The sequence below is a fragment of the Chryseobacterium sp. FH2 genome, assembly GCF_001045455.1.
GTDB lineage: Bacteria > Bacteroidota > Bacteroidia > Flavobacteriales > Weeksellaceae > Chryseobacterium.
Genome location: NZ_LFNE01000003.1, coordinates 253200 through 271430, shown reverse-complemented (window position 1 = coordinate 271430; position 18231 = coordinate 253200). Strand labels below are relative to the sequence as shown.

Here is an 18231-nt window from a genome sequence, read left to right as displayed (position 1 = left end):
AATCATAATATAATATTTTTCTAATTCAGATAAATTCCAAAATACCAAGTCCAAGCAATCAAAATAACCTGCATCGGAAGCCGTTCTTTGTACAGATATCCCATTCCGGGACCTGAATAATCTCCTTTAAATATATTTACCTTTTTTTGGGAAGAATTAATATTTGCGATAAATATTAATACATAAAATATGATTAATAAAATAGCGGTCATTTCACGGATAGAAGGAAACATTAATCCAATCCCTGCTGCAATTTCAATAATTCCGGTAAAATATACCCAAAACAATTTCGCAGGAATAAAATCAGGGATCATCATCGCCATTCCTTTTTGAAATTTAAAATGAGAAAAACCTGTAAATATGATAAAAACGGCCATTCCCAAATTGCCTGCAAACAAAAAATTCCAGTCCCCCTGAAATATTTTTGTTCCCAGCAAAGCCAGAATAAATGTTGTGAAAAGAATTATTAATAGTTTCATATTCAGTTTTTTATTTCTTACAGACTGTCGAGATCATTAAAATTAAATAAAAATAAGCCTGGTTTGTACAATCTGCCAAGGATAAACTATTTTAATCATAATGAATTATTTTCAGCAAGATTTTTCACAATTTCCAGCCCTTTTATAAAACCGGAATTTATATGATCCTGCCATTCTTTTTCAGTCTGAACCTCAGCGTGAAGTTTGGTTTTCCCGTCAAAATCAATTAGAATATATTTCTCAAAAGAACCGCTCCACTGTTTCACTTCCTTACTTTCAGTATCTTCGTTTCCTTCTTTATCAACCATTCCTAAATGCTTAAAAATAACCTGATTTGGCTCGTCAAGGCTATCAATTGTTGAAACCATTCCTTCACCCTCCGCATTGAGAAAATATGTTTTTCCACCAACTTTCCAATCAGATTTCATAGTAGAATCGGGAGCGAAAAATTTTGTCCATTCATTATATGTTTCCGGGCTCCAAAGAATGTCCCAGACTTTGTTCTTAGGAGCATTGATTACTTTTTCATAAGATAGGGTTTCCATATTTTTAATTTTTATGATGTTTTTTGATTAATTTATTCAGCTACAGCTGATTTTCAGAAAGATTTTTGATAATTCCTAAAGCTGTCGGAAATTTATCTTCAAAAAAAGCCTTAAATTCCGCAGGTGTCTGAATTTCAGTCCTCAGTTTTGTCCCTTCTTCATTTTCCTCCAAAATATAGGCTTCCGTAGCTTCTCCCCATTCCTGAGGCACTTCTACTCCGTCATATATTTCCCCTAGATGCAAAAATTTTATTTCCTCATTCGGAATATTTTTTTCAACCTGACTGTACATCCCGTTATTATTCGGATCAAAAAATTTCACAATGCTCCCTTCATCCAAAGTCCCTTCGTAAAAAGAACCCTCGGTGAAAGCAGTTGTCCATTGCCTGTAAGAAGTATGATCCCAAAGTACGCTCCAAACTTTCTCAGGTATGGCATTGATTTGAATTTCAAATGATAATTTTTCCATTTTTTCTTTAATTTAATCTATCCTCCTACAAAATCTCCTCCATTAATATGAATAACTTCTCCGGTAATATAATCTGAATCCTCAGAAGCAAGAAAAACATAGGCCGGAGCCACTTCTGAGGGCTGACCCGCACGTTTCAGGGGGGTATCTTTTCCGAATGTTGAAAGATGTTCAAAAGCTTCTTTTACAAGCGGTGTCCAGATGGGACCGGGAGCAACTCCATTAACTAAGATTTTCTTTTCTGCAAGATTTGTAGAAAGTGAACGTATAAAAGATAAAATTGCCCCTTTTGTAGCAGCATAATCAATCAAATGATCACTTCCACGATAGGCTGTAACCGAGGTTGTACAGATAATTCTACCTCCTTTTTTAATCATAGGAAGGAAATTTCTCGTTAAAGAAATCATAGAAACAATATTGGTATTAAAAGTCTCCTGAATCTGCTCATCAGAAATCTTTTCAAGAGTATTTTTTGAAGTATGGATCCCTGCATTATTTACCAAAATATCCAATTCTTTCCACTCCTTTTTAATCTTATCAGCACATTTTGTTCTGAATGTTTTTTTTGTAAGATCTCCTTTGATCAAGATACACTTCCGGCCTTCTTTTTCTACCAATTTTTTAGTCTCTTTCGCATCATTGTCACTTTCCTTATAAATGATTGCAACATCAGCCCCTTCTCTCGCAAAATGAACAGCAACAGCCTGTCCGATACCACTATCTCCGCCAGAAATAACTGCTTTTTTATTAAGCAACTTCCGGCTTCCTAAATAATTATTTCTGATAATTTCAGGAAATAGTCCGTCTTTAGGGACTTTTGATTTAGATTGTGACTTGTTCTGTGTTTTCATAAGCAAATCTTTTTCTAAATAACATCAAACAACAAGCCGAAAAAATTAAGAATTATAAGCGTTTTCCAAATCCTGTATAATAATTTTCTGCATTTTCATCATTGCCTGTACAACTTTTTGAGCTTTAGCCGGGTCAGGATCGCTCATCAGTTGAATAAGTCTTTTAGGAACAATTTGCCAGCTAAAACCATACTTGTCTTTAAGCCAACCGCACATACTTTCTCTTCCGCCTTCAGACGTTAAGGTACACCAGTATTTATCAGTTTCTTCCTGATTATCAGTCATTATAACTATTGATATTCCTTCATTGAAATCAAATTTATGATCATAGGAATTGTCCATGCAGAAAAAGCTGTAACCATCGATTTCAAAATGTGCATGCTGTATATTATCAGCAGGTTCAGAAATCGGATGACCTTCCCCTCCTTCTCCATATTGTAAGATCTTGCCAATTTTAGAATCCGGAAAAGTTTTTGTGTACAATTCCATGGCTTCCATGGCTTTTCCATTATTTTCATGAATAAACATCAATGTCGGAATGATTTTTTGATCACCCTGCTTTTCACCTAAAAAAAGTTGCCATGTGACCCCATATTTATCTTGTACCCATCCGTATTTTTTACTCCAAGAATAAGAATCCAAAGCCATTAAAACTATTCCCCCTTCCAGCAGCTGATCCCAATATTTTTGAACCTCATCTTCCGTTTCACAAATAACCATAAACGAAACTGAGGCGTTTTTTTTAAATTGCGGACCCCCGTTTAATAGCATTAACTTTTGATCAAAAAGCTTAATATTCATCACAACTGGCGTGTCTGCGGTAATTTTTCCGTTAAATACTTTACAGTAAAATTCTGCAGATTCTTTTGCATCTCCATCGTACCAAAGGCATGGGAAAATATCATTATTCATATCGTTTCATATTTAAGTATAAAGAAGTCCTTCCTTTGTCAGAATGACGAGTTCTATATTTCAATTATTTTTAAAAGAAACTTGATTTTCTTTCATATAAATTTTCAGTTTCTCCATTGCATTTTTACCAAAACCATGAAGTTCCATGATTTCTTTTTCAGAATAATCTGATAGCTTTTCTAAAGAATTTATTTTCTCTTTTTCCAAAGCTCTTCTTGCGGACATTGCAATAACCCCTCGCAAAAAATCTCCCTCCATAACATGATTAACGACACAAATAGAGCTTAAACATTTTGCCATTATTATTAAGTTTATCATGATGATTCAAAAGGTATTTAATGGTTTTCAACATATTTATGGAAATTATTCAGGATGGCATACCACCCTTCTCTTTGCATTTCCACAGAATTTTGTTTTTCAGGCTCAAAGTTTATTTTAACTTTCGTTGTATTTTCATCCATTGTATCGAAAATTATCTCTACATTTCTACCATCTGCGATATGATATTTTATTCTTTCATTTGGGATCACTTCATCATAAACTCCTTCGAAATCAAATCCAAAACTTCCGTCTTTGGCTTCCATTCTGTTTTTGAATTTTCCGCCAACCCTTAAATCATTTTCAGAACTTGGACATTGCCAGGTTTCGTGAGCAAAATTCCATTTCGTAATGTGTTTTGGTTCATTGTAATATTCCCAAACTTTTTTAACCGGGGCTAAAATCGTAATATCAATCTTAATAGGTTCCATAAATTATATTTTTTAATGTGGAATAAAAGAGGTAACTAAAAATCCAGTTACCCTTTTTATAATTTAGTTTAAAGATAAGATTATTTTGTGTATTCTTCATTATAGTTCACCATCCAATGAACACCGAATTTATCCTGAAAGCTGCCAAAATAGTCACCCCAAAACTGGTCCTCAATCGGCATTTCAATGTTTCCTCCTTCCGAAAGACCTTTAAAAAGTCTGTCCGCTTCTTCTTTTGATTCAGGAAAAATTGATACATAATTATTATTTCCTACATTCAGTTTTTGCCCAAAGCTTGGAACGATATCCGAAGCCATTAACAAATCTTTCCCAATTGGAAGCGCGATGTGCATCACTCTGTTTTTTTCTTCGTCTGATAAATTTTCAGTTCCGGGAGCGTTGCCCATTTTATGAATTTCACCTAGAAATTCTCCACCGAAAACTGATTTGTAAAAACTGAAAGCCTCTTCTGCCTTCCCATCAAAATTTAAGTATGGATTTAATTTAGCCATGATATTTATTTTTAAAAGTTGTAATAATTATATTTATAGTATTTTCTTAAACTTAAAGAACACAAATATTTTCCTTCGCAAAGGCTTTTTATTCAGCAAAGTCGGAAGTTTTACTTCGCAGTAAGCCGGTCATTCTGAAAGAAGCGTAACGATTTAAAAAATCTATTTAACAACAGATTTTAATTAATCATTTAAAAATTTCTCAACCTCACTCACCGTAAAATCAATCAATTTTTCATCTGCATACCCTTCAAAATCAGCCATCATATAAGAACCGTGAGTCGCGGGAAGAATCATTAACTGCGAATCTTCTACCAAACGCCACATTTCAACAATATGTTCGGGTTTCATGACATCTTTATCACCAGAAATGAATAAAACCGGAGATTGTATGCTCTTCAAAACATCTTCGTTCCAGTCTTCGAAAGTCTGCATTCTTTTGCTGTCTTTATCGAACATATTTTCAAGTTTTGAAAAATCCGGATTTAAGTTTAAAAAATTAATTTTCAAAGGTTCCGGCATCGAGTCCAATGTTGCCTCCATCATTCCTTCAAAGAAGCCGCCCATCATTCCGTTTCTTTTGTAAAATGCAGATGCAACAATTAATTTTTCTACTAGCTCTGGGTAAAGATGAGCGATTTGCATTACAGTGTTTCCACCGTTGCTAAAACCCCAAAATGATGCTCTACCTATACTTAATTCTTTTAAAAGGACAGCAACATCATGAGCATCCTGTTCAAAAGTTTCGGGAATATCACGATGCTCAGACATTCCGTGGTTTTGTAAATCGATTCCTATTAATTGAAACTTGGCTTCCAATCTTAAAATAACTTCTTTATAATCAAATAAAATCGAAGAACCTCCGCCGTGAATGAGCACCAAAGGTTTTCCGGAACCATATATTTCATAATAGATCTGGATTCCGTTGGCTTTCCTGTAACCTTTTTCAACCGGATTCATGTTTAATATTTTAAATCTTTATCGAAATCATATTTCATTCCTTCATAATTCAGAATTCTTCTCATCAACCCGATTTGCCCACATAGATAATCTTCACGGCCAATGCACATTCCAACAAAATTCAAAACGGTTTCAGGAAAAAAATCAATGTTCATTCCCATTGGAAATGCTTTATCTAGTTCTTCGTCTGTTGCTTTCAATAATTTCTGATAAACAAGAGGGGATATTTTATGAAAACTATCTTTCAATTGTTGTAAAGACGGGTAATCCAAACTTTCATCCAGCGCTTTTCCCTGAAAGAAAAAATCTTTAAATTCAAATTCTTCCTGAAGTCCAAGAACAAATCCCAAAGCGTAACGCATATCGAGAAAGTTTCCGGCCATCCAAATAATATGGTTTGTTCTGCCTTCGATTCTTTTTAAGGCATCTTCTTCCGAAATTCCGTCAAGAACCATCAGAAAATTCTGACTGTGGCCTCGAAATGCCGGGATTATGATGTCTAATTTTTGTGATTTTGGCGTATCCATAATTTAATATTTAAAAATTAAGATTGGGAAGGCATTTGAGAAGGGTCTGCAAACATTACGTTCCAGCCGTGTCCGTTGATATCCCAGAAAGAATTGTGATACATCCAGCCGTAATCCTGCGGTTCTTCATGCTGATAAGCTCCATTCGCTACAGCCGCATTCACGGCTTGGTCTACTTCTTCACGACTGTCTAACCCGATAGCTACCAAAACCTGGGTGGTATCACCTTTGGGAACTGGTCTTTCCGAAAAAGTCTGGAAATGTTCTTCTGTTATAAACATCACGTAAATATTCTCATTCATCACAATACAAACCGCTTTGTCATCTGACATCTGCTCGTTGATTGAGAATCCAATATTTGTCCAGAATTCTTTAGTTTTCTGAATATCTTTTACCGGAAGGTTGACATACATTTGATTGATTTTCATTTTGTAATTTTTTTAGGTTTTGTTTTAATTTTTGAAATTTTATTCTGTCGGGAGCTTAGACATATCCGCAAACATTACTTCCCATTGATGCCCGTTTAAATCTGAGAAAGCATTTTGATACATCCATCCGTGATCTTGGGGCTCGCTGTATGTTGAACCTCCGTTTTTAACAGCTGTTTTCACCATATTATCCACTTCTTCGCGACTGTTAACACCGATAGCCAGAAGCGTCTGAGTAGTCTCTCCTTTCGCAACAGGTCTATCCGTAAAAGTCTTGAAAAATTCTTCCTTTAAAAACATTGTATAAATATGATCTTCTTTCATTATTACACAAATTGCTTTTTCATCTGAAAATTGTTCGTTGATAGAAAATCCTAGTTCTGTCCAGAACGCTCTTGTTTTCTGAACATCTTTTACAGGAAGATTGACATACATTTGATTGATTTCCATTTTGTAATTTTTATTGTTAAACTTTAACCAAAATTACCTTGTCTCCATGAAAATCATCTTGCCATAAGACAAGAATTAAATTTTCTTTGGATGAGAAACCAATTCTTTGCGGATTCTGCTTAAAGAAGTATCGGTAACGCCCAGATATGAAGCTATTTGTTTTAAAGGAGCAAATTGTATGACGTGAGGTTTTTGCTCTAAAAGATTAAGATAACGTTTTGTTGCAGAAAGAGTAAACATTTCTACCGAACGTTGTTTGTAAACAAAAAGTTGTTGGGACATCCACGCTCTTCCCCACTCTCTGAGATTTGGGATTTTGTGGAACAATTCCTGAAAAGTTTCGAAACTGAATTTCCAGCATTCACAATCTGTAATACAAACAATATTTTCCTGAGTCGGAATTCTTTGGAACAAAGAAGAAACTTCGATAATAATTTCGTTTTCTACAAAAAAGTGTGTCGTCACTTCGTTTCCATTAAAATCATTAACAAATGACCGGGCCAAACCTTTTTCCAAAATATAATATTCATTAGCCGTTTTTCCTTCTTCAAGAATAATATCTCCTTTCTGAAAAATTACTTTTTCATGAGCCTGAAATATTTCTTCGAGCTCTTCAGATAAGAAAAATGGAAAATCATAACAGATTTCCAAGGCTTTGTTTGACATCAAATCAATGTTTTTAAGATTTTAAAATTAAAATTTTTATTGGAAATGATGAAAGAATTATTAAACAAAATGACAATTTCTCGTAGCTAACCTTATTATAATCATTTATACAGAAGCATACAAGTTATTTATATTAATTATAAATCATTAAACAGTCACATTATCTTTCTGGCGAAGGAAGAATCTAAATGCAAAAAGTGTTTAGAATGATATAACCTTTATTAGTTGATTTTCAAAACAAAGAAAGCTGAATTGGTTTTGGATGAGAAGGTTTCTGTGCATCTCCGAAAATAGTTTTCCCGCCGAATCTCCATGAGTTTTGTCTTTCTTCTTCAATGACCTGCTGCATATCAAAATTCGGAGTAAAATCTTTTTCTGTTGCTTCCATAATCTGATGAAGCTTATTTAAAGTTTTCAATTTATCAGAATTTCCAAGCTTTGATTTTTCAATTCCTGATCTAAGAATCAGGATATTTTCATCATAAACTTTCGTCGGAACAGGAAACGGATGGCCGTCTTTTCCACCATGAGCAAAAGAAAATCTTGCAGGATCCTTAAATCTCGAAGGCGCTCCATGAATTACTTCACTTACCAATGCCAACGACTGCATTGTTCTTGGCCCGACACCTTCCAAAAGCAATAAATCCTCAAAATTCTTAGGTTGCTGTTCACGGGTTACATATAAGAGTGCCCCAAGCCTCCGTAAGTCAACATCAGAAGCCTGAACGTCATGATGGTTCGGAAGAATCAGTCTTGAAAAATCACTCATGATTTCTGCTGAATCAGTATGTGAAATATCCAAAATCCCTTTTCTGTTGCCTGCCGCTTCGGAATCGGTAAGATTAAGAATTTTTCCTCTGAAAATCCCATTGATTCCGGTATGAGGTTCTTCGACGAATGATTTTATATTTTCTGAGTGCCAATGATACCGTCTCGCTGTTCCGTCAGATTCATGCATTCCTTGCTGCACCACACTCCAGTTTCCGTTATCTGATACAATAAAATTGTGCAAATATAATTGATAGCCGTCCTGAATAGCTGTATTATCAACCTTTGCAGAAAGTTTACTGGCTCTCACCAAATCATTTCCATTCAGACCTTTTTTATTTGCAATTTGGATTAATTCCGATGGTGTATCCCTGGAAAATTTACCTTTCCCTCCACAAATATATAATCCGAGAGACTGTGAATTGGGATTGATCGATCGTTTCAGAGCTCCCATTACGGAAGTGGTAATTCCTGACGAATGCCAATCCATTCCCATCACCGCTCCAAAACTTTGGAACCAAAATGGGTCGGCCAGTCGGCGGAGAACTTCATCTTTACCATAATCCATTAAGATAACTTCAATAATTGAAAGCCCCAAAATTGACATACGCTCATACAGCCACGGCGGTACTTTGCCATAGTGAAGTGGTAGATCTGCTGTTCCGGAACGTTTCATCAGGTAAAGGTAGTTTTATTAGAATTAAATTTTAATGACTGAAATCAATTTTATAAAATAAAGTCTAAATCTTGTCTAATGTATAGAATAAAATTTCACCTCTTTATCTTTCTTTTCATCATCTTATTTCCGAAAGTGATAGAAACAGTATTCCAAAATAATTTCAAAGCCCAACCAATCAATATAAAACTCAATCGTCTTTTGATAATCAAAAAATCTGAAAATCAGGACGACCTGTTGCGCTTTCATATTAATCTTTTATATTTATTGGTGCGAAAGGATGTTAACTAAATTTCCAAAGGGATCTTTTACAAAAAAACGGCGGACTTCCCAATCTTCATTGGTTATATCATAAATGATTTCAAAATCTGAATTTTTAAATTTCTGATAAATTTCATCAATATTATCAACTTCAATGGAAAAATTCGGGACTTCAGTATTGTTTCCGCCCTGAGTGGCAAAACTTATCTGAACTTTTGATTCTTCATGATTACCAAAAGTTTTAATCCACCCATGATCCATCAATGCTTCAAGGCCTAAAATATCATGATAAAACAGATCTGCTTTTGACAAATCTTCAGTTTTTATATTCGCAACAATTCTTTTTACCATTTTAAATTGAATTTAAAAATTCTTATAGCCAAAAAAGTCCTGTAAAATAAAACTTTCACAGGACTTAAAAATTCTACTTCTGGTTATTTTAATGCCTCAATTGCAGCTTCGTAATCCGGCTCATTTGCAATTTCGGAAACCTGCTCTGTATAAACGACTTTGTTATTCTCATCAGTAACAATTACGGCACGGCTTAACAGCCCTTTCATCGGAGAATCTGTAATCGTCACTTCGTAATCATCCCCGAAACTGCTTCTGAAATCTGAAAGTGTTTCCACATTATCTAGACCTTCCGCTGCACAGAATCTTCCCAAAGCAAAAGGGAGATCCTTAGAAACATTGATTACTACCGTATTATGTAATTTTGATGCTTCTTCATTAAATTTTCTTGCTGAGGCAGCACAAATTCCCGTATCAATACTTGGGAAAATATTGAATATTTTCTTCTTTCCTTCAAAATCCTCAAGGGTTTTTACATTTAAACCTGAATCTACCAATGCAAAGTCTCTTATTGTTCTTCCTATAGCAGGAAGATTTCCTATAGTATGCACTTTTTTTCCTTTTAGTGTAATTGTAGTTGACATAATTTAATTTTTAAGTTTTTCAAATTTAATCAAAAAAAGAAGCTTTTTCTGTGAAATAAAGGTTAAATTAATCTTAAAGTGGAAATCTTATCTAGGATTAATCTAAAAAAAATTAAATTTTAACTAAATTTGTAAAACTTAAAATTTCAATAATAAATAACAGTATAATGTCAGACAAATCAAAAATCTATTACACATTAACAGATGAAGCTCCAATGTTGGCAACACACTCGTTTTTACCGATTGTAAAAGCTTTTACAAAATCAGCAAACATTGAGATCGCTGTTCCGGATATTTCTTTGGCAGGAAGAATTTTAGCAAACTTCCCAGAATTTTTGAAAGATGATCAGAGGATTGGTGATGCTTTGGCCGAATTGGGACAATTGGCAACTCAACCGGATGCAAATATTATCAAATTACCAAATATTTCAGCTTCTGCACCTCAGTTAGATGAAGCAATCGCTGAATTACAATCTAAAGGTTTTGCGGTTCCAAATTATCCTGCGGAGCCTAAAAATGATGAAGAAAAAGCTATCAAAACTAAATATGCTAAAGTTTTAGGAAGTGCTGTAAATCCTGTGTTAAGAGAGGGAAATTCTGACAGACGAGCTCCAAAAGCCGTTAAAAACTATGCAAAAGCAAATCCTCACAGAATGGGTGATTGGGCTTCTGACAGCAAAACTGATGTTGCTCACATGGACAACGGAGATTTCTACGGAACAGAAACGTCTGTCACTCTTGAAAATGCTACAAAATATAAAATCGTTTTCAAGGGAAATGATGGAGCTGAAACTTTATTAAAAGATTTTGCCAACCTTCAGGCCGGAGAAGTTATCGATTCTTCTGTAATGAACTTAAATGCTTTGAAAGCTTTCGTTCAACAAGCTATTGATGACGCTAAAAACAAAAACGTACTTCTTTCCGCTCACCTTAAAGCTACGATGATGAAAATCTCTGATCCTATTATTTTCGGAGCTATCGTAGAAACTTTCTTCAAAGAGGTATTTACAAAATATGCTGAGACATTCAAGTCTTTAGATATTAATCCAAATAACGGTCTTGCTGATCTTTTTGAAAAAATAAAAGGCAATGCTCAGGAAGCTGAAATCAAAGCTGATATTGAAACAGCTTTAGCAAACGGGCCAAGGGTGGCAATGGTGAATTCTGACAAAGGAATTACCAATTTCCACGTTCCTTCTGATATCATTGTGGATGCATCTATGGCTGCATTAGTAAGAGGGGGAGGTAAAATGTGGAACAAGGACGGAAATGAAGAAGATACTGTCTGTATCATTCCTGACCGCTCTTACGCAGGTTTTTATCAGTCGGTAATTGATGACATGAAAGCTCACGGAAAATTAGACCCTACAACAATGGGTTCTGTTCCGAATGTGGGTTTAATGGCTCAGAAAGCGGAAGAATATGGTTCTCATGACAAAACTTTCCAAGCTGCAGCAGACGGAACAATTGAAGTTCAGGATGAAGCCGGAAATGTTCTTCTTTCTCAAAAAGTAGAAAAAAATGATATTTTCAGAATGTGTCAGACTAAAGATGCTCCAATCCAAGACTGGGTAAAGTTGGCAGTAAACAGATCAAGATTATCTGACACTCCGGCAATTTTCTGGTTAGACAAAGGAAGAGCTCACGACAGAGAAATCATCAAAAAAGTAGAAAAATACCTTGCTGATCACGATACAAACGGTCTTGACATTAAAATTCTTGATGTAAAAGACGCCATGACGGAAACATTAAAAAGAGCGAGAGAAGGAAAAGATACAATTTCTGTTTCAGGAAATGTATTGAGAGATTATTTAACTGACCTTTTCCCAATCCTTGAGCTTGGAACTTCTGCAAAAATGCTTTCCATTGTTCCATTGATGAATGGTGGTGGTTTATTCGAAACCGGTGCCGGAGGTTCTGCACCAAAACACATTGAGCAGTTCCTAGAAGAAGGATATCTAAGATGGGATTCTCTTGGAGAGTTTTTAGCGCTTCAGGCTTCTTTAGAACATTTAGCTCAGACTCAAGGAAATACAAAATCTCAGGTTTTAGCTGATGCACTAGATGAAGCAAACGCTAAATTCTTAGCTACAGATAAATCTCCTGCCAGAAAAGTCGGACAAATCGATAACAGAGGTTCTCACTTCTATTTGGCAATGTATTGGGCTGAAGCGTTGGCAAACCAGACTGCGGATGCGGAATTGGCTCAACAATTTGCTCCGATTGCCAAAGCAATGCAGGAAAACGAGGAGGTAATTAATGCTGAATTAATCGGTGCTCAAGGTAAACCTCAAGACATTGACGGATACTACAAAACTGATACTTATAAAACATATGCAGCAATGAGACCGAGCACAGTTTTAAATGAAATCATTGACGGAATTTAATTTTCAATTTTGATTATACAATAAAAAGCTCCTTTTTTAAGGAGCTTTTTATTGTATAATACTTTTTTAAACAGAAATTAGTTGAACCAATAGTTTGTTATGCTGACAAACGAAGAATCTAAGCAAAGTATTAAAGCATATTCACTCTACTCTGTTTCGCTCTGAATAACAAAGAAATATAAGTAACTACTAATCAGCAATTAATTTAAATTTTATCTTCTACAATTACTTTCCTATGTTCTCTTCCCCAATTAATCATTTCTCCGATGATTTTTCCGAAAGTTCTGCAATATTCTGTTGGCTCGTATTCTATTAAAACAGGAGTATCAGGATACACAGTTCGTCTCACCAATTTATTCATTTCCATATCTTTTAACTCTTTCGAAAGCATTCTTGTTGTAATTCCGGGAATACTTCTTTCAATTTCACGAAAACGTCTGTTTCCGTTACAAATGGCATTAATAATGGGAATTCTCCATTTTCCTCCTATGAAGTAAAGCGTATCCTGCAATGCTCTTAATTCTTCGGTTTGATCTCTTTCCATATTGGTAAAGTTAAGTGATATAATTGATGATACTGATATACTCTGGTATACTGGTTACAAAAATATACCAAATTGAAATAACTTTGTCAAAAATTTTAAATAAATGAATACATTTAATAACAAACTGGCTATTGTAACAGGCGGAAACAGCGGAATTGGCTATGCAACGGCAAAAGAATTAATCGCTAAAGGCGCTAAAGTAATTATTACAGGAAGAAGAAAAGAAGCGATTGAAAAAGCTGCGGAAGAATTGGGAGCAATCTCTTTTGTGGCAGACCAGGCCAATCTTAATGATATTGATTCATTAAAAAAAGAAGTTGAAAATCAATATGGAAAAGTTGACATTCTGTTTATCAATGCCGGAATTACAGGCGGCCTAATTCCTATTGAAAACATGAATACCGAAAATTTTGACAGTGTGATGAATATTAATTTCAGGGGAGCATATTTTACATTAAGCAAATTCATCCCACTGTTGAATGATGAAGCTTCTGTTGTTGTTTTATCTTCCATTGTCGCTTCAACCTACAAACCTAACAGTTCAGTTTACCAAGCAAGTAAAGCAGCATTAAACTCCATTGCAAAAACAGCTGCAGCAGAATTAGCTCCAAGAAAAATCAGGGTAAATATGGTCAGCCCGGGACCTACAAAAACGGAAATCATGAAGAAAGCAGGCTTGGATGAGGCAACTTTAAGCGGAATTACAGATTATTTAATTCATGAAATTCCGTTGAAGAAAATGGGAACAGCAGAAGATGTAGCCAAATTGGTAGCCTATTTATCTGATAATACTATTTCGAGTTTTATTACAGGAACAGAAATTATTGTTGACGGGGGAATGGTTTTGTAAAAAATATCTACATTAAATCTTATAAAGTACCGGCAGTTTTGGTTGTCGGTATTTTTAATTTAATCTTAAAGAATGAAAATTCTATTTCAGTCTTTTATTTGTCCGGTTCACCTGATTTTACATTTCATAATGTTCCTTTAGCCTATACTTTTGAGCCATAAAAATAAATCATTATGAGCTCAGTAAAGAAACACAGAACAGCAAAACATAGCAATCATATTTTTGGCTGTTTTGGGAATTTTTGCCATTTTACAACTTTTCAACAAACCATTAGAAGGGAAACCTGTTGTAAAAAAAATCGAAGCCCCACGTGATGTTCTTGCTATTTTAGAAAACTCATGTTTTAATTGTCATTAGAATCAGCAAAATTTACATTGGTATGATAAAATCACTCCGATTTCTTGACGGTAAACTAAGATATCAAAAGAGCCAGAGAAGTTTTAAACTTTTCAGAATGGAACTATTCAGCCGGGGGAACATCAGGGAAAAATGTTTGTAATTTTAAATATGCTGCAAAAAGGAAAAATGCCTCTTCATAACTACCCCTATTTCATCCATCTGCAAAAATTACTACAAAAGATATTGAAACAATTAAAAAATACACACCTTCCCGAAGCCATGCAAAGCGTTCAGCATTTTTCTTTGTAAAGTCTAATCCAGACCAGAACAAATGATGTAAGCCCTTGAAAAAGGAACAGAACTTAACAGTTCCGGCAATAGTTCTCTTTTGCTCATATTAAATGTGTGCTTTCCTAATTTTAATCATACTTAAAATCAACAACCCCAACATTCCCAAAACAAAATATCCTTCTGCAACCTGTAATTGAATCTGAGGTTTGATGACAGCCACAATTCCATAACTGATCGCTGATGTTATGATAAAAGCAATTCCACCCGTCAAACCACCTGCAATTCCCGCAGAATTCGGAAACCTTCCGATACAGTAAGAAAAATAATTATTAAATATAAACCCGGCTGTTACATGAATTAAGAATGCAAAAGCCACCAAACTATAAATATTGCTTAAAAAATAGGAAGCAATAAACATTAAAATGATCAAAAATAATTGAATAAAATTGGCGTAACGAATTTTAGGCAAAAATGCTTTATTGATTAATGCTTTTCCTAAAAAACCTCCTGTCATCCAGGCAAAACCAAGAATTAATGAAACATAGCCCGCAACAACTTCAGAATATCCCATTTTATGCTCAATAATGAAAGAACCGCACAAATTAAAGAACATAATCATTGAATAGCTCAGTCCGCACATCAGCATTCCGTAAAAGAAATCTTTTGTCTTAAACATTGACTCATATTCTTTTAATAAGAATTCAACATGAAAAGGATTTCGTTTTTTCAATGTTTCCCCTGAAAATATTAACTCTAAAATTAAAAGCAATACACTGTAACCAGCCAGCACATAAAAATTGGACTGCCATCCGAAATTTTTTTGTAAATATCCTCCGATAAACGGTGCAATAATAGGACCTACAGACCACACAATGGTCATAATACTCAAATAATGTTTCCGTTCTTCTCCTTCATAAACATCTACAAAAAATGCCCTTTTTGAAACCACCGCAAACCCAGACAAAATCCCTTGTAGAACACGCATTGCGTAGATTACCATGATATTTTGAGTAGTGGCTGTAACTAAAAAAGAAACAACAAACAAAGCCAGCGAAGCCATCGAAACCCTGTATCTTCCAAATGAATCCACAATACTTCCCGCAAAAAACTGAGTCAATCCGTAACTGATTAAAAATATGGATAAAGTAAGCTGAATATTGCTTTCAGCCTGATGCAGTTCCGTTGCCATACTCGGCATTGATGGCAGGTAAATATCCGTAGCCAAACCAGACATCGGAATTACAGCAAAAGCTAAAATTGTGGCAATAAATTGATTTTTTTCTTTAAGAATCTTCATTTCTATCATTAAACCTTTTCATAAAAAATCCAGATTCCTGAAAATGAATTCAGGAATCTGGATTGTATATAGTTTTTAGTTATTTACTAATTTCATTGAACCTTCACTATATCTTTCTCCAATATTTGGATATTTTTTAAGGATAAGATCAATAGTCTCTATATCTGATGAGGAAAGCTCAATATCAGTAGCGGCAATATTTTCCTCCAGATATTTAATACGTTTCGTTCCCGGAATCGGGATAATATCATCACCCTGGTTCAATACCCAGGCAAGCGCCAATTGAGTACCTTTTACACCTTTAGATGCTGCAAAATCATTGATTTCTTTTGCCAGATTCTTATTGTTTTCAAGATATTCAGCCTGATAACGAGGTAAAGATTTTCTGAAATCTTCGTCACCAAAATTCTGAACATCATTGATATTCGAAAAAAGCCCTCTAGCTAAAGGCGAATATGGAACTAAGCTAATTCCCAACTCTCTGATTGTCGGTAAAATTTCTTTTTCAACATCTTTTGTCAGCAATGAATATTCTGATTGCAGCGCTGTAATCGGATGAATTTTATCCGCTTTCCTGATAGATTCTGCAGATGCTTCTGACAATCCTAAATATCGTACTTTTCCGGCTTTTACCAAATCTGCCATTGCTCCTACGGTTTCTTCAACGGGAATGTTCGGATCAACCCGGTGAGCGTAATACAAATCAATTACATCAATCTTTAATCTTTGAAGACTTAAATCAACCGCTTGCTTTATCCATTCCGGCGAACCGTCAAAATATGTTCCTGGAGCACCGCTATGGCCCGCTTTTCCATCTTTAAATCTGAATCCGAATTTTGTAGCGATGAATATTTTATCCCGATTCGGAACCAATACTTTTGAAATCAGCTTTTCATTTTCTCCGTTTGCATACATATCTGCCGTGTCCCAAAAGTTTACCCCCAGATCCAAAGCTTTATGCAACGTGCTGATACTCTCCTGCTCATCTGAAGGACCATATGCAAAGCTCATTCCCATACACCCTAAACCGATAGCAGACAACTGCTCTCCTGTGTTTCCTAATTTTCTAAATTTCATGATAGTTTGTGATTTAAAATTTACATGACAAAATTATGACAGGGATTCACCTATTTCAATATAGAATTCAAACGAAGAATTATAAAATTCAAACAACAGAAGTTCTTACTGTATTTGGTGTCATTCCTGTTTGCTTTTTAAAATAATTGGTAAAATAGGCAGGTTCTTCAAAACCGAGTCCGTAAGCAATTTCCGAGATATTCCAATCTGTATGCTTCAATAAAGCATTAGCTTCCTGGATTATTCTCAGAGCAATCTGCTGACTCGTTGTTTTTCCGGTAATTTCTTTCACCGATCGGTTTAATGAATTTACGTGAATTGAAAGACTTTCCGCGTAATCAGTTGGCGTTTTTAATTTTAAGTAAGCCTCCGGGCTATCAATAGGAAACTGTCTTTCAAGCAATTCCATAAAAAGAGATGCCACTCTCTGAGAAGCATTTTGATAAGGTTCAAAATTTTCGGCAGGGTGCATCTTCATTGATTCATGGATCATGAGATGAAGGTATGCACGAAGCATATCATATTTGTGTAGATAATCAGACTGAATTTCTGTCATCATTTTAATAAAAATATCAGAAATAACCTGCTGCTGCTCTTCATTAACAAAGAAAACGGGAGTTCCGCCAATCTTAAAAAAAGGCGAATCATTGATTGCTCCCAAGCGATTGCCATTATGCAGAAACTGATCTGTAAAGAGACAAAACCAACCTGTTTGCTCTTCATCCTCAGCTTCCCAGGAATACGGAATAACAGGGTTTGAAAACAGCAATACAGGTTTATCCACTTTTATCCATTTATCTGCATAATGAAGCTTACCTTTTCCTATTATCAGAGATATTTTATAATAATCTCTTCTACTGTAAGGCGTAATTGAAGAACAATGTTCGCGCGAAAATACATTAAAATGACCGATTCCCGGAGTTTTAACACATTGTAAACCTTGATTCAAAGCGTTTCGCTCATAAAACCCTTTTACTGTTTCTTTAGATTCCATGATTCAAAATTATAAAATTCAAACAATACCCATATCATAAAAATGATTGTTTTTATAAATTATGAATGATGAGTGGATATTTATTTATCATTTATTAATAGCCCCGATAGAAACGGTTACCCCACAGCAGGCTGTGGACGAAGCTTTGGAGCGAGGAGTATGAGTGGATAGCGGGAAAAAGCTTCCAACAATTACCAACTGTGAATGACTGAATTTTTTAGATACCTTGAAGTATGTTCGCCCTTCAGTCTGCATCGGATAACA

The 18231-nt window shown here is 34.9% G+C and carries 23 protein-coding genes; 2 read left to right on the top strand and 21 right to left on the bottom strand.

What is annotated here, in order from left to right:
- Positions 1-20 precede the first annotated feature (20 nt).
- From ACM39_RS06385 to tpx, 17 genes are all read right to left on the bottom strand, one after another.
- Positions 21-479 (bottom strand): membrane protein, encoded by a 459-nt coding sequence (locus ACM39_RS06385; RefSeq protein ID WP_048510199.1) that lies wholly within the window; start codon positions 477-479, stop codon positions 21-23.
- A 95-nt stretch (positions 480-574) separates the two neighbouring features.
- The gene (locus ACM39_RS06380) at positions 575-1024 is read right to left on the bottom strand and encodes an SRPBCC family protein (RefSeq protein WP_048510198.1); all 450 of its coding nucleotides are present in this window, start codon (positions 1022-1024) and stop codon (positions 575-577) included.
- 40 nt (positions 1025-1064) lie between these two features.
- The gene (locus ACM39_RS06375; protein WP_048510197.1) at positions 1065-1493 is read right to left on the bottom strand and encodes an SRPBCC domain-containing protein; all 429 of its coding nucleotides are present in this window, start codon (positions 1491-1493) and stop codon (positions 1065-1067) included.
- A gap of 17 nt (positions 1494-1510) precedes the next feature.
- Positions 1511-2344, bottom strand: coding sequence for an SDR family oxidoreductase (locus ACM39_RS06370; protein ID WP_048510196.1), 834 nt, complete (start codon positions 2342-2344; stop codon positions 1511-1513).
- A gap of 45 nt (positions 2345-2389) precedes the next feature.
- Entirely contained in the window at positions 2390-3256 is an 867-nt protein-coding gene (locus ACM39_RS06365) for a VOC family protein (RefSeq protein ID WP_048510195.1), read from the bottom strand.
- Between the two features lie 60 nt (positions 3257-3316).
- Positions 3317-3556 (bottom strand): hypothetical protein, encoded by a 240-nt coding sequence (locus tag ACM39_RS06360; RefSeq protein WP_048510194.1) that lies wholly within the window; start codon positions 3554-3556, stop codon positions 3317-3319.
- A 35-nt stretch (positions 3557-3591) separates the two neighbouring features.
- On the bottom strand, positions 3592-4005 hold the full coding sequence (locus ACM39_RS06355) for an SRPBCC family protein (RefSeq protein WP_048510193.1): 414 nt from the start codon (positions 4003-4005) through the stop codon (positions 3592-3594).
- A gap of 80 nt (positions 4006-4085) precedes the next feature.
- Positions 4086-4517: a VOC family protein gene (locus ACM39_RS06350; protein WP_048510192.1), complete on the bottom strand. Its 432-nt coding sequence runs from the start codon at positions 4515-4517 to the stop codon at positions 4086-4088.
- Positions 4518-4700: 183 nt separating this feature from the next.
- Complete coding sequence (locus ACM39_RS06345; protein WP_048510191.1) at positions 4701-5477, bottom strand: alpha/beta fold hydrolase; 777 nt, start codon at positions 5475-5477, stop codon at positions 4701-4703.
- A 2-nt stretch (positions 5478-5479) separates the two neighbouring features.
- Positions 5480-6004: a hypothetical protein gene (locus ACM39_RS06340; RefSeq protein WP_048510190.1), complete on the bottom strand. Its 525-nt coding sequence runs from the start codon at positions 6002-6004 to the stop codon at positions 5480-5482.
- A 17-nt stretch (positions 6005-6021) separates the two neighbouring features.
- Positions 6022-6432: a VOC family protein gene (locus ACM39_RS06335; protein ID WP_048510189.1), complete on the bottom strand. Its 411-nt coding sequence runs from the start codon at positions 6430-6432 to the stop codon at positions 6022-6024.
- 39 nt (positions 6433-6471) lie between these two features.
- Positions 6472-6882 carry a VOC family protein gene (locus ACM39_RS06330; protein WP_048510188.1) on the bottom strand — a complete coding sequence of 137 codons (411 nt, stop codon included), beginning with the start codon at positions 6880-6882 and terminating at the stop codon, positions 6472-6474.
- Positions 6883-6957: 75 nt separating this feature from the next.
- Complete coding sequence (locus tag ACM39_RS06325) at positions 6958-7548, bottom strand: Crp/Fnr family transcriptional regulator (protein ID WP_048510187.1); 591 nt, start codon at positions 7546-7548, stop codon at positions 6958-6960.
- 232 nt (positions 7549-7780) lie between these two features.
- A complete protein-coding gene (locus ACM39_RS06320) occupies positions 7781-8992 on the bottom strand; it encodes a DUF763 domain-containing protein (protein WP_048510186.1) in 1212 nt (403 codons plus the stop codon).
- 123 nt (positions 8993-9115) lie between these two features.
- Positions 9116-9241: a glyoxalase superfamily protein gene (locus tag ACM39_RS19415; protein ID WP_228377066.1), complete on the bottom strand. Its 126-nt coding sequence runs from the start codon at positions 9239-9241 to the stop codon at positions 9116-9118.
- Positions 9242-9256: 15 nt separating this feature from the next.
- Positions 9257-9604: a VOC family protein gene (locus tag ACM39_RS06315; RefSeq protein ID WP_048510185.1), complete on the bottom strand. Its 348-nt coding sequence runs from the start codon at positions 9602-9604 to the stop codon at positions 9257-9259.
- A gap of 83 nt (positions 9605-9687) precedes the next feature.
- A complete protein-coding gene (tpx, locus tag ACM39_RS06310) occupies positions 9688-10188 on the bottom strand; it encodes a thiol peroxidase (protein WP_048510184.1) in 501 nt (166 codons plus the stop codon).
- A gap of 167 nt (positions 10189-10355) precedes the next feature.
- Here tpx and ACM39_RS06305 point away from each other — a divergent pair, with 167 nt between their 5' ends.
- Positions 10356-12575, top strand: coding sequence for an NADP-dependent isocitrate dehydrogenase (locus ACM39_RS06305; RefSeq protein ID WP_048510183.1), 2220 nt, complete (start codon positions 10356-10358; stop codon positions 12573-12575).
- 205 nt (positions 12576-12780) lie between these two features.
- On the opposite strand, the gene ACM39_RS06300 is transcribed toward ACM39_RS06305, so the two are convergent.
- Positions 12781-13119, bottom strand: a complete 339-nt coding sequence (locus tag ACM39_RS06300; RefSeq protein ID WP_048510182.1) for a winged helix-turn-helix transcriptional regulator — start codon at positions 13117-13119, stop codon at positions 12781-12783.
- A 103-nt stretch (positions 13120-13222) separates the two neighbouring features.
- On the opposite strand from ACM39_RS06300, the gene ACM39_RS06295 reads away from it, so the two are divergent.
- The gene (locus ACM39_RS06295) at positions 13223-13969 is read left to right on the top strand and encodes an SDR family oxidoreductase (protein WP_048510181.1); all 747 of its coding nucleotides are present in this window, start codon (positions 13223-13225) and stop codon (positions 13967-13969) included.
- Positions 13970-14705: 736 nt separating this feature from the next.
- On the opposite strand, the gene ACM39_RS06290 is transcribed toward ACM39_RS06295, so the two are convergent.
- The 3 genes from ACM39_RS06290 to ACM39_RS06280 form a co-directional block, all read right to left on the bottom strand.
- Positions 14706-15896: an MFS transporter gene (locus ACM39_RS06290; protein WP_082140544.1), complete on the bottom strand. Its 1191-nt coding sequence runs from the start codon at positions 15894-15896 to the stop codon at positions 14706-14708.
- A gap of 75 nt (positions 15897-15971) precedes the next feature.
- On the bottom strand, positions 15972-16973 hold the full coding sequence (locus tag ACM39_RS06285) for an aldo/keto reductase (RefSeq protein ID WP_048510179.1): 1002 nt from the start codon (positions 16971-16973) through the stop codon (positions 15972-15974).
- A gap of 88 nt (positions 16974-17061) precedes the next feature.
- A complete protein-coding gene (locus ACM39_RS06280) occupies positions 17062-17967 on the bottom strand; it encodes a helix-turn-helix domain-containing protein (protein WP_048510178.1) in 906 nt (301 codons plus the stop codon).
- Positions 17968-18231: the final 264 nt, after the last annotated feature.

Coding starts and splice junctions, on each gene's coding strand:
- ACM39_RS06295 (WP_048510181.1), top strand. CDS start 13,223: ATGAATACATTTAATAACAAACTGGCTATTGTAACAGGCGGAAACAGC.
- ACM39_RS06365 (WP_048510195.1), bottom strand. CDS start 3,256: ATGAATAATGATATTTTCCCATGCCTTTGGTACGATGGAGATGCAAAA.
- ACM39_RS06340 (WP_048510190.1), bottom strand. CDS start 6,004: ATGGATACGCCAAAATCACAAAAATTAGACATCATAATCCCGGCATTT.
- ACM39_RS06335 (WP_048510189.1), bottom strand. CDS start 6,432: ATGAAAATCAATCAAATGTATGTCAACCTTCCGGTAAAAGATATTCAG.
- ACM39_RS06380 (WP_048510198.1), bottom strand. CDS start 1,024: ATGGAAACCCTATCTTATGAAAAAGTAATCAATGCTCCTAAGAACAAA.
- ACM39_RS06370 (WP_048510196.1), bottom strand. CDS start 2,344: ATGAAAACACAGAACAAGTCACAATCTAAATCAAAAGTCCCTAAAGAC.
- ACM39_RS06330 (WP_048510188.1), bottom strand. CDS start 6,882: ATGGAAATCAATCAAATGTATGTCAATCTTCCTGTAAAAGATGTTCAG.
- ACM39_RS06325 (WP_048510187.1), bottom strand. CDS start 7,548: ATGTCAAACAAAGCCTTGGAAATCTGTTATGATTTTCCATTTTTCTTA.
- ACM39_RS06305 (WP_048510183.1), top strand. CDS start 10,356: ATGTCAGACAAATCAAAAATCTATTACACATTAACAGATGAAGCTCCA.
- ACM39_RS06315 (WP_048510185.1), bottom strand. CDS start 9,604: ATGGTAAAAAGAATTGTTGCGAATATAAAAACTGAAGATTTGTCAAAA.
- ACM39_RS06280 (WP_048510178.1), bottom strand. CDS start 17,967: ATGGAATCTAAAGAAACAGTAAAAGGGTTTTATGAGCGAAACGCTTTG.
- tpx (WP_048510184.1), bottom strand. CDS start 10,188: ATGTCAACTACAATTACACTAAAAGGAAAAAAAGTGCATACTATAGGA.
- ACM39_RS06375 (WP_048510197.1), bottom strand. CDS start 1,493: ATGGAAAAATTATCATTTGAAATTCAAATCAATGCCATACCTGAGAAA.
- ACM39_RS19415 (WP_228377066.1), bottom strand. CDS start 9,241: ATGAAAGCGCAACAGGTCGTCCTGATTTTCAGATTTTTTGATTATCAA.
- ACM39_RS06285 (WP_048510179.1), bottom strand. CDS start 16,973: ATGAAATTTAGAAAATTAGGAAACACAGGAGAGCAGTTGTCTGCTATC.
- ACM39_RS06290 (WP_082140544.1), bottom strand. CDS start 15,896: ATGAAGATTCTTAAAGAAAAAAATCAATTTATTGCCACAATTTTAGCT.
- ACM39_RS06300 (WP_048510182.1), bottom strand. CDS start 13,119: ATGGAAAGAGATCAAACCGAAGAATTAAGAGCATTGCAGGATACGCTT.
- ACM39_RS06355 (WP_048510193.1), bottom strand. CDS start 4,005: ATGGAACCTATTAAGATTGATATTACGATTTTAGCCCCGGTTAAAAAA.
- ACM39_RS06385 (WP_048510199.1), bottom strand. CDS start 479: ATGAAACTATTAATAATTCTTTTCACAACATTTATTCTGGCTTTGCTG.
- ACM39_RS06350 (WP_048510192.1), bottom strand. CDS start 4,517: ATGGCTAAATTAAATCCATACTTAAATTTTGATGGGAAGGCAGAAGAG.
- ACM39_RS06345 (WP_048510191.1), bottom strand. CDS start 5,477: ATGAATCCGGTTGAAAAAGGTTACAGGAAAGCCAACGGAATCCAGATC.
- ACM39_RS06320 (WP_048510186.1), bottom strand. CDS start 8,992: ATGAAACGTTCCGGAACAGCAGATCTACCACTTCACTATGGCAAAGTA.
- ACM39_RS06360 (WP_048510194.1), bottom strand. CDS start 3,556: ATGGCAAAATGTTTAAGCTCTATTTGTGTCGTTAATCATGTTATGGAG.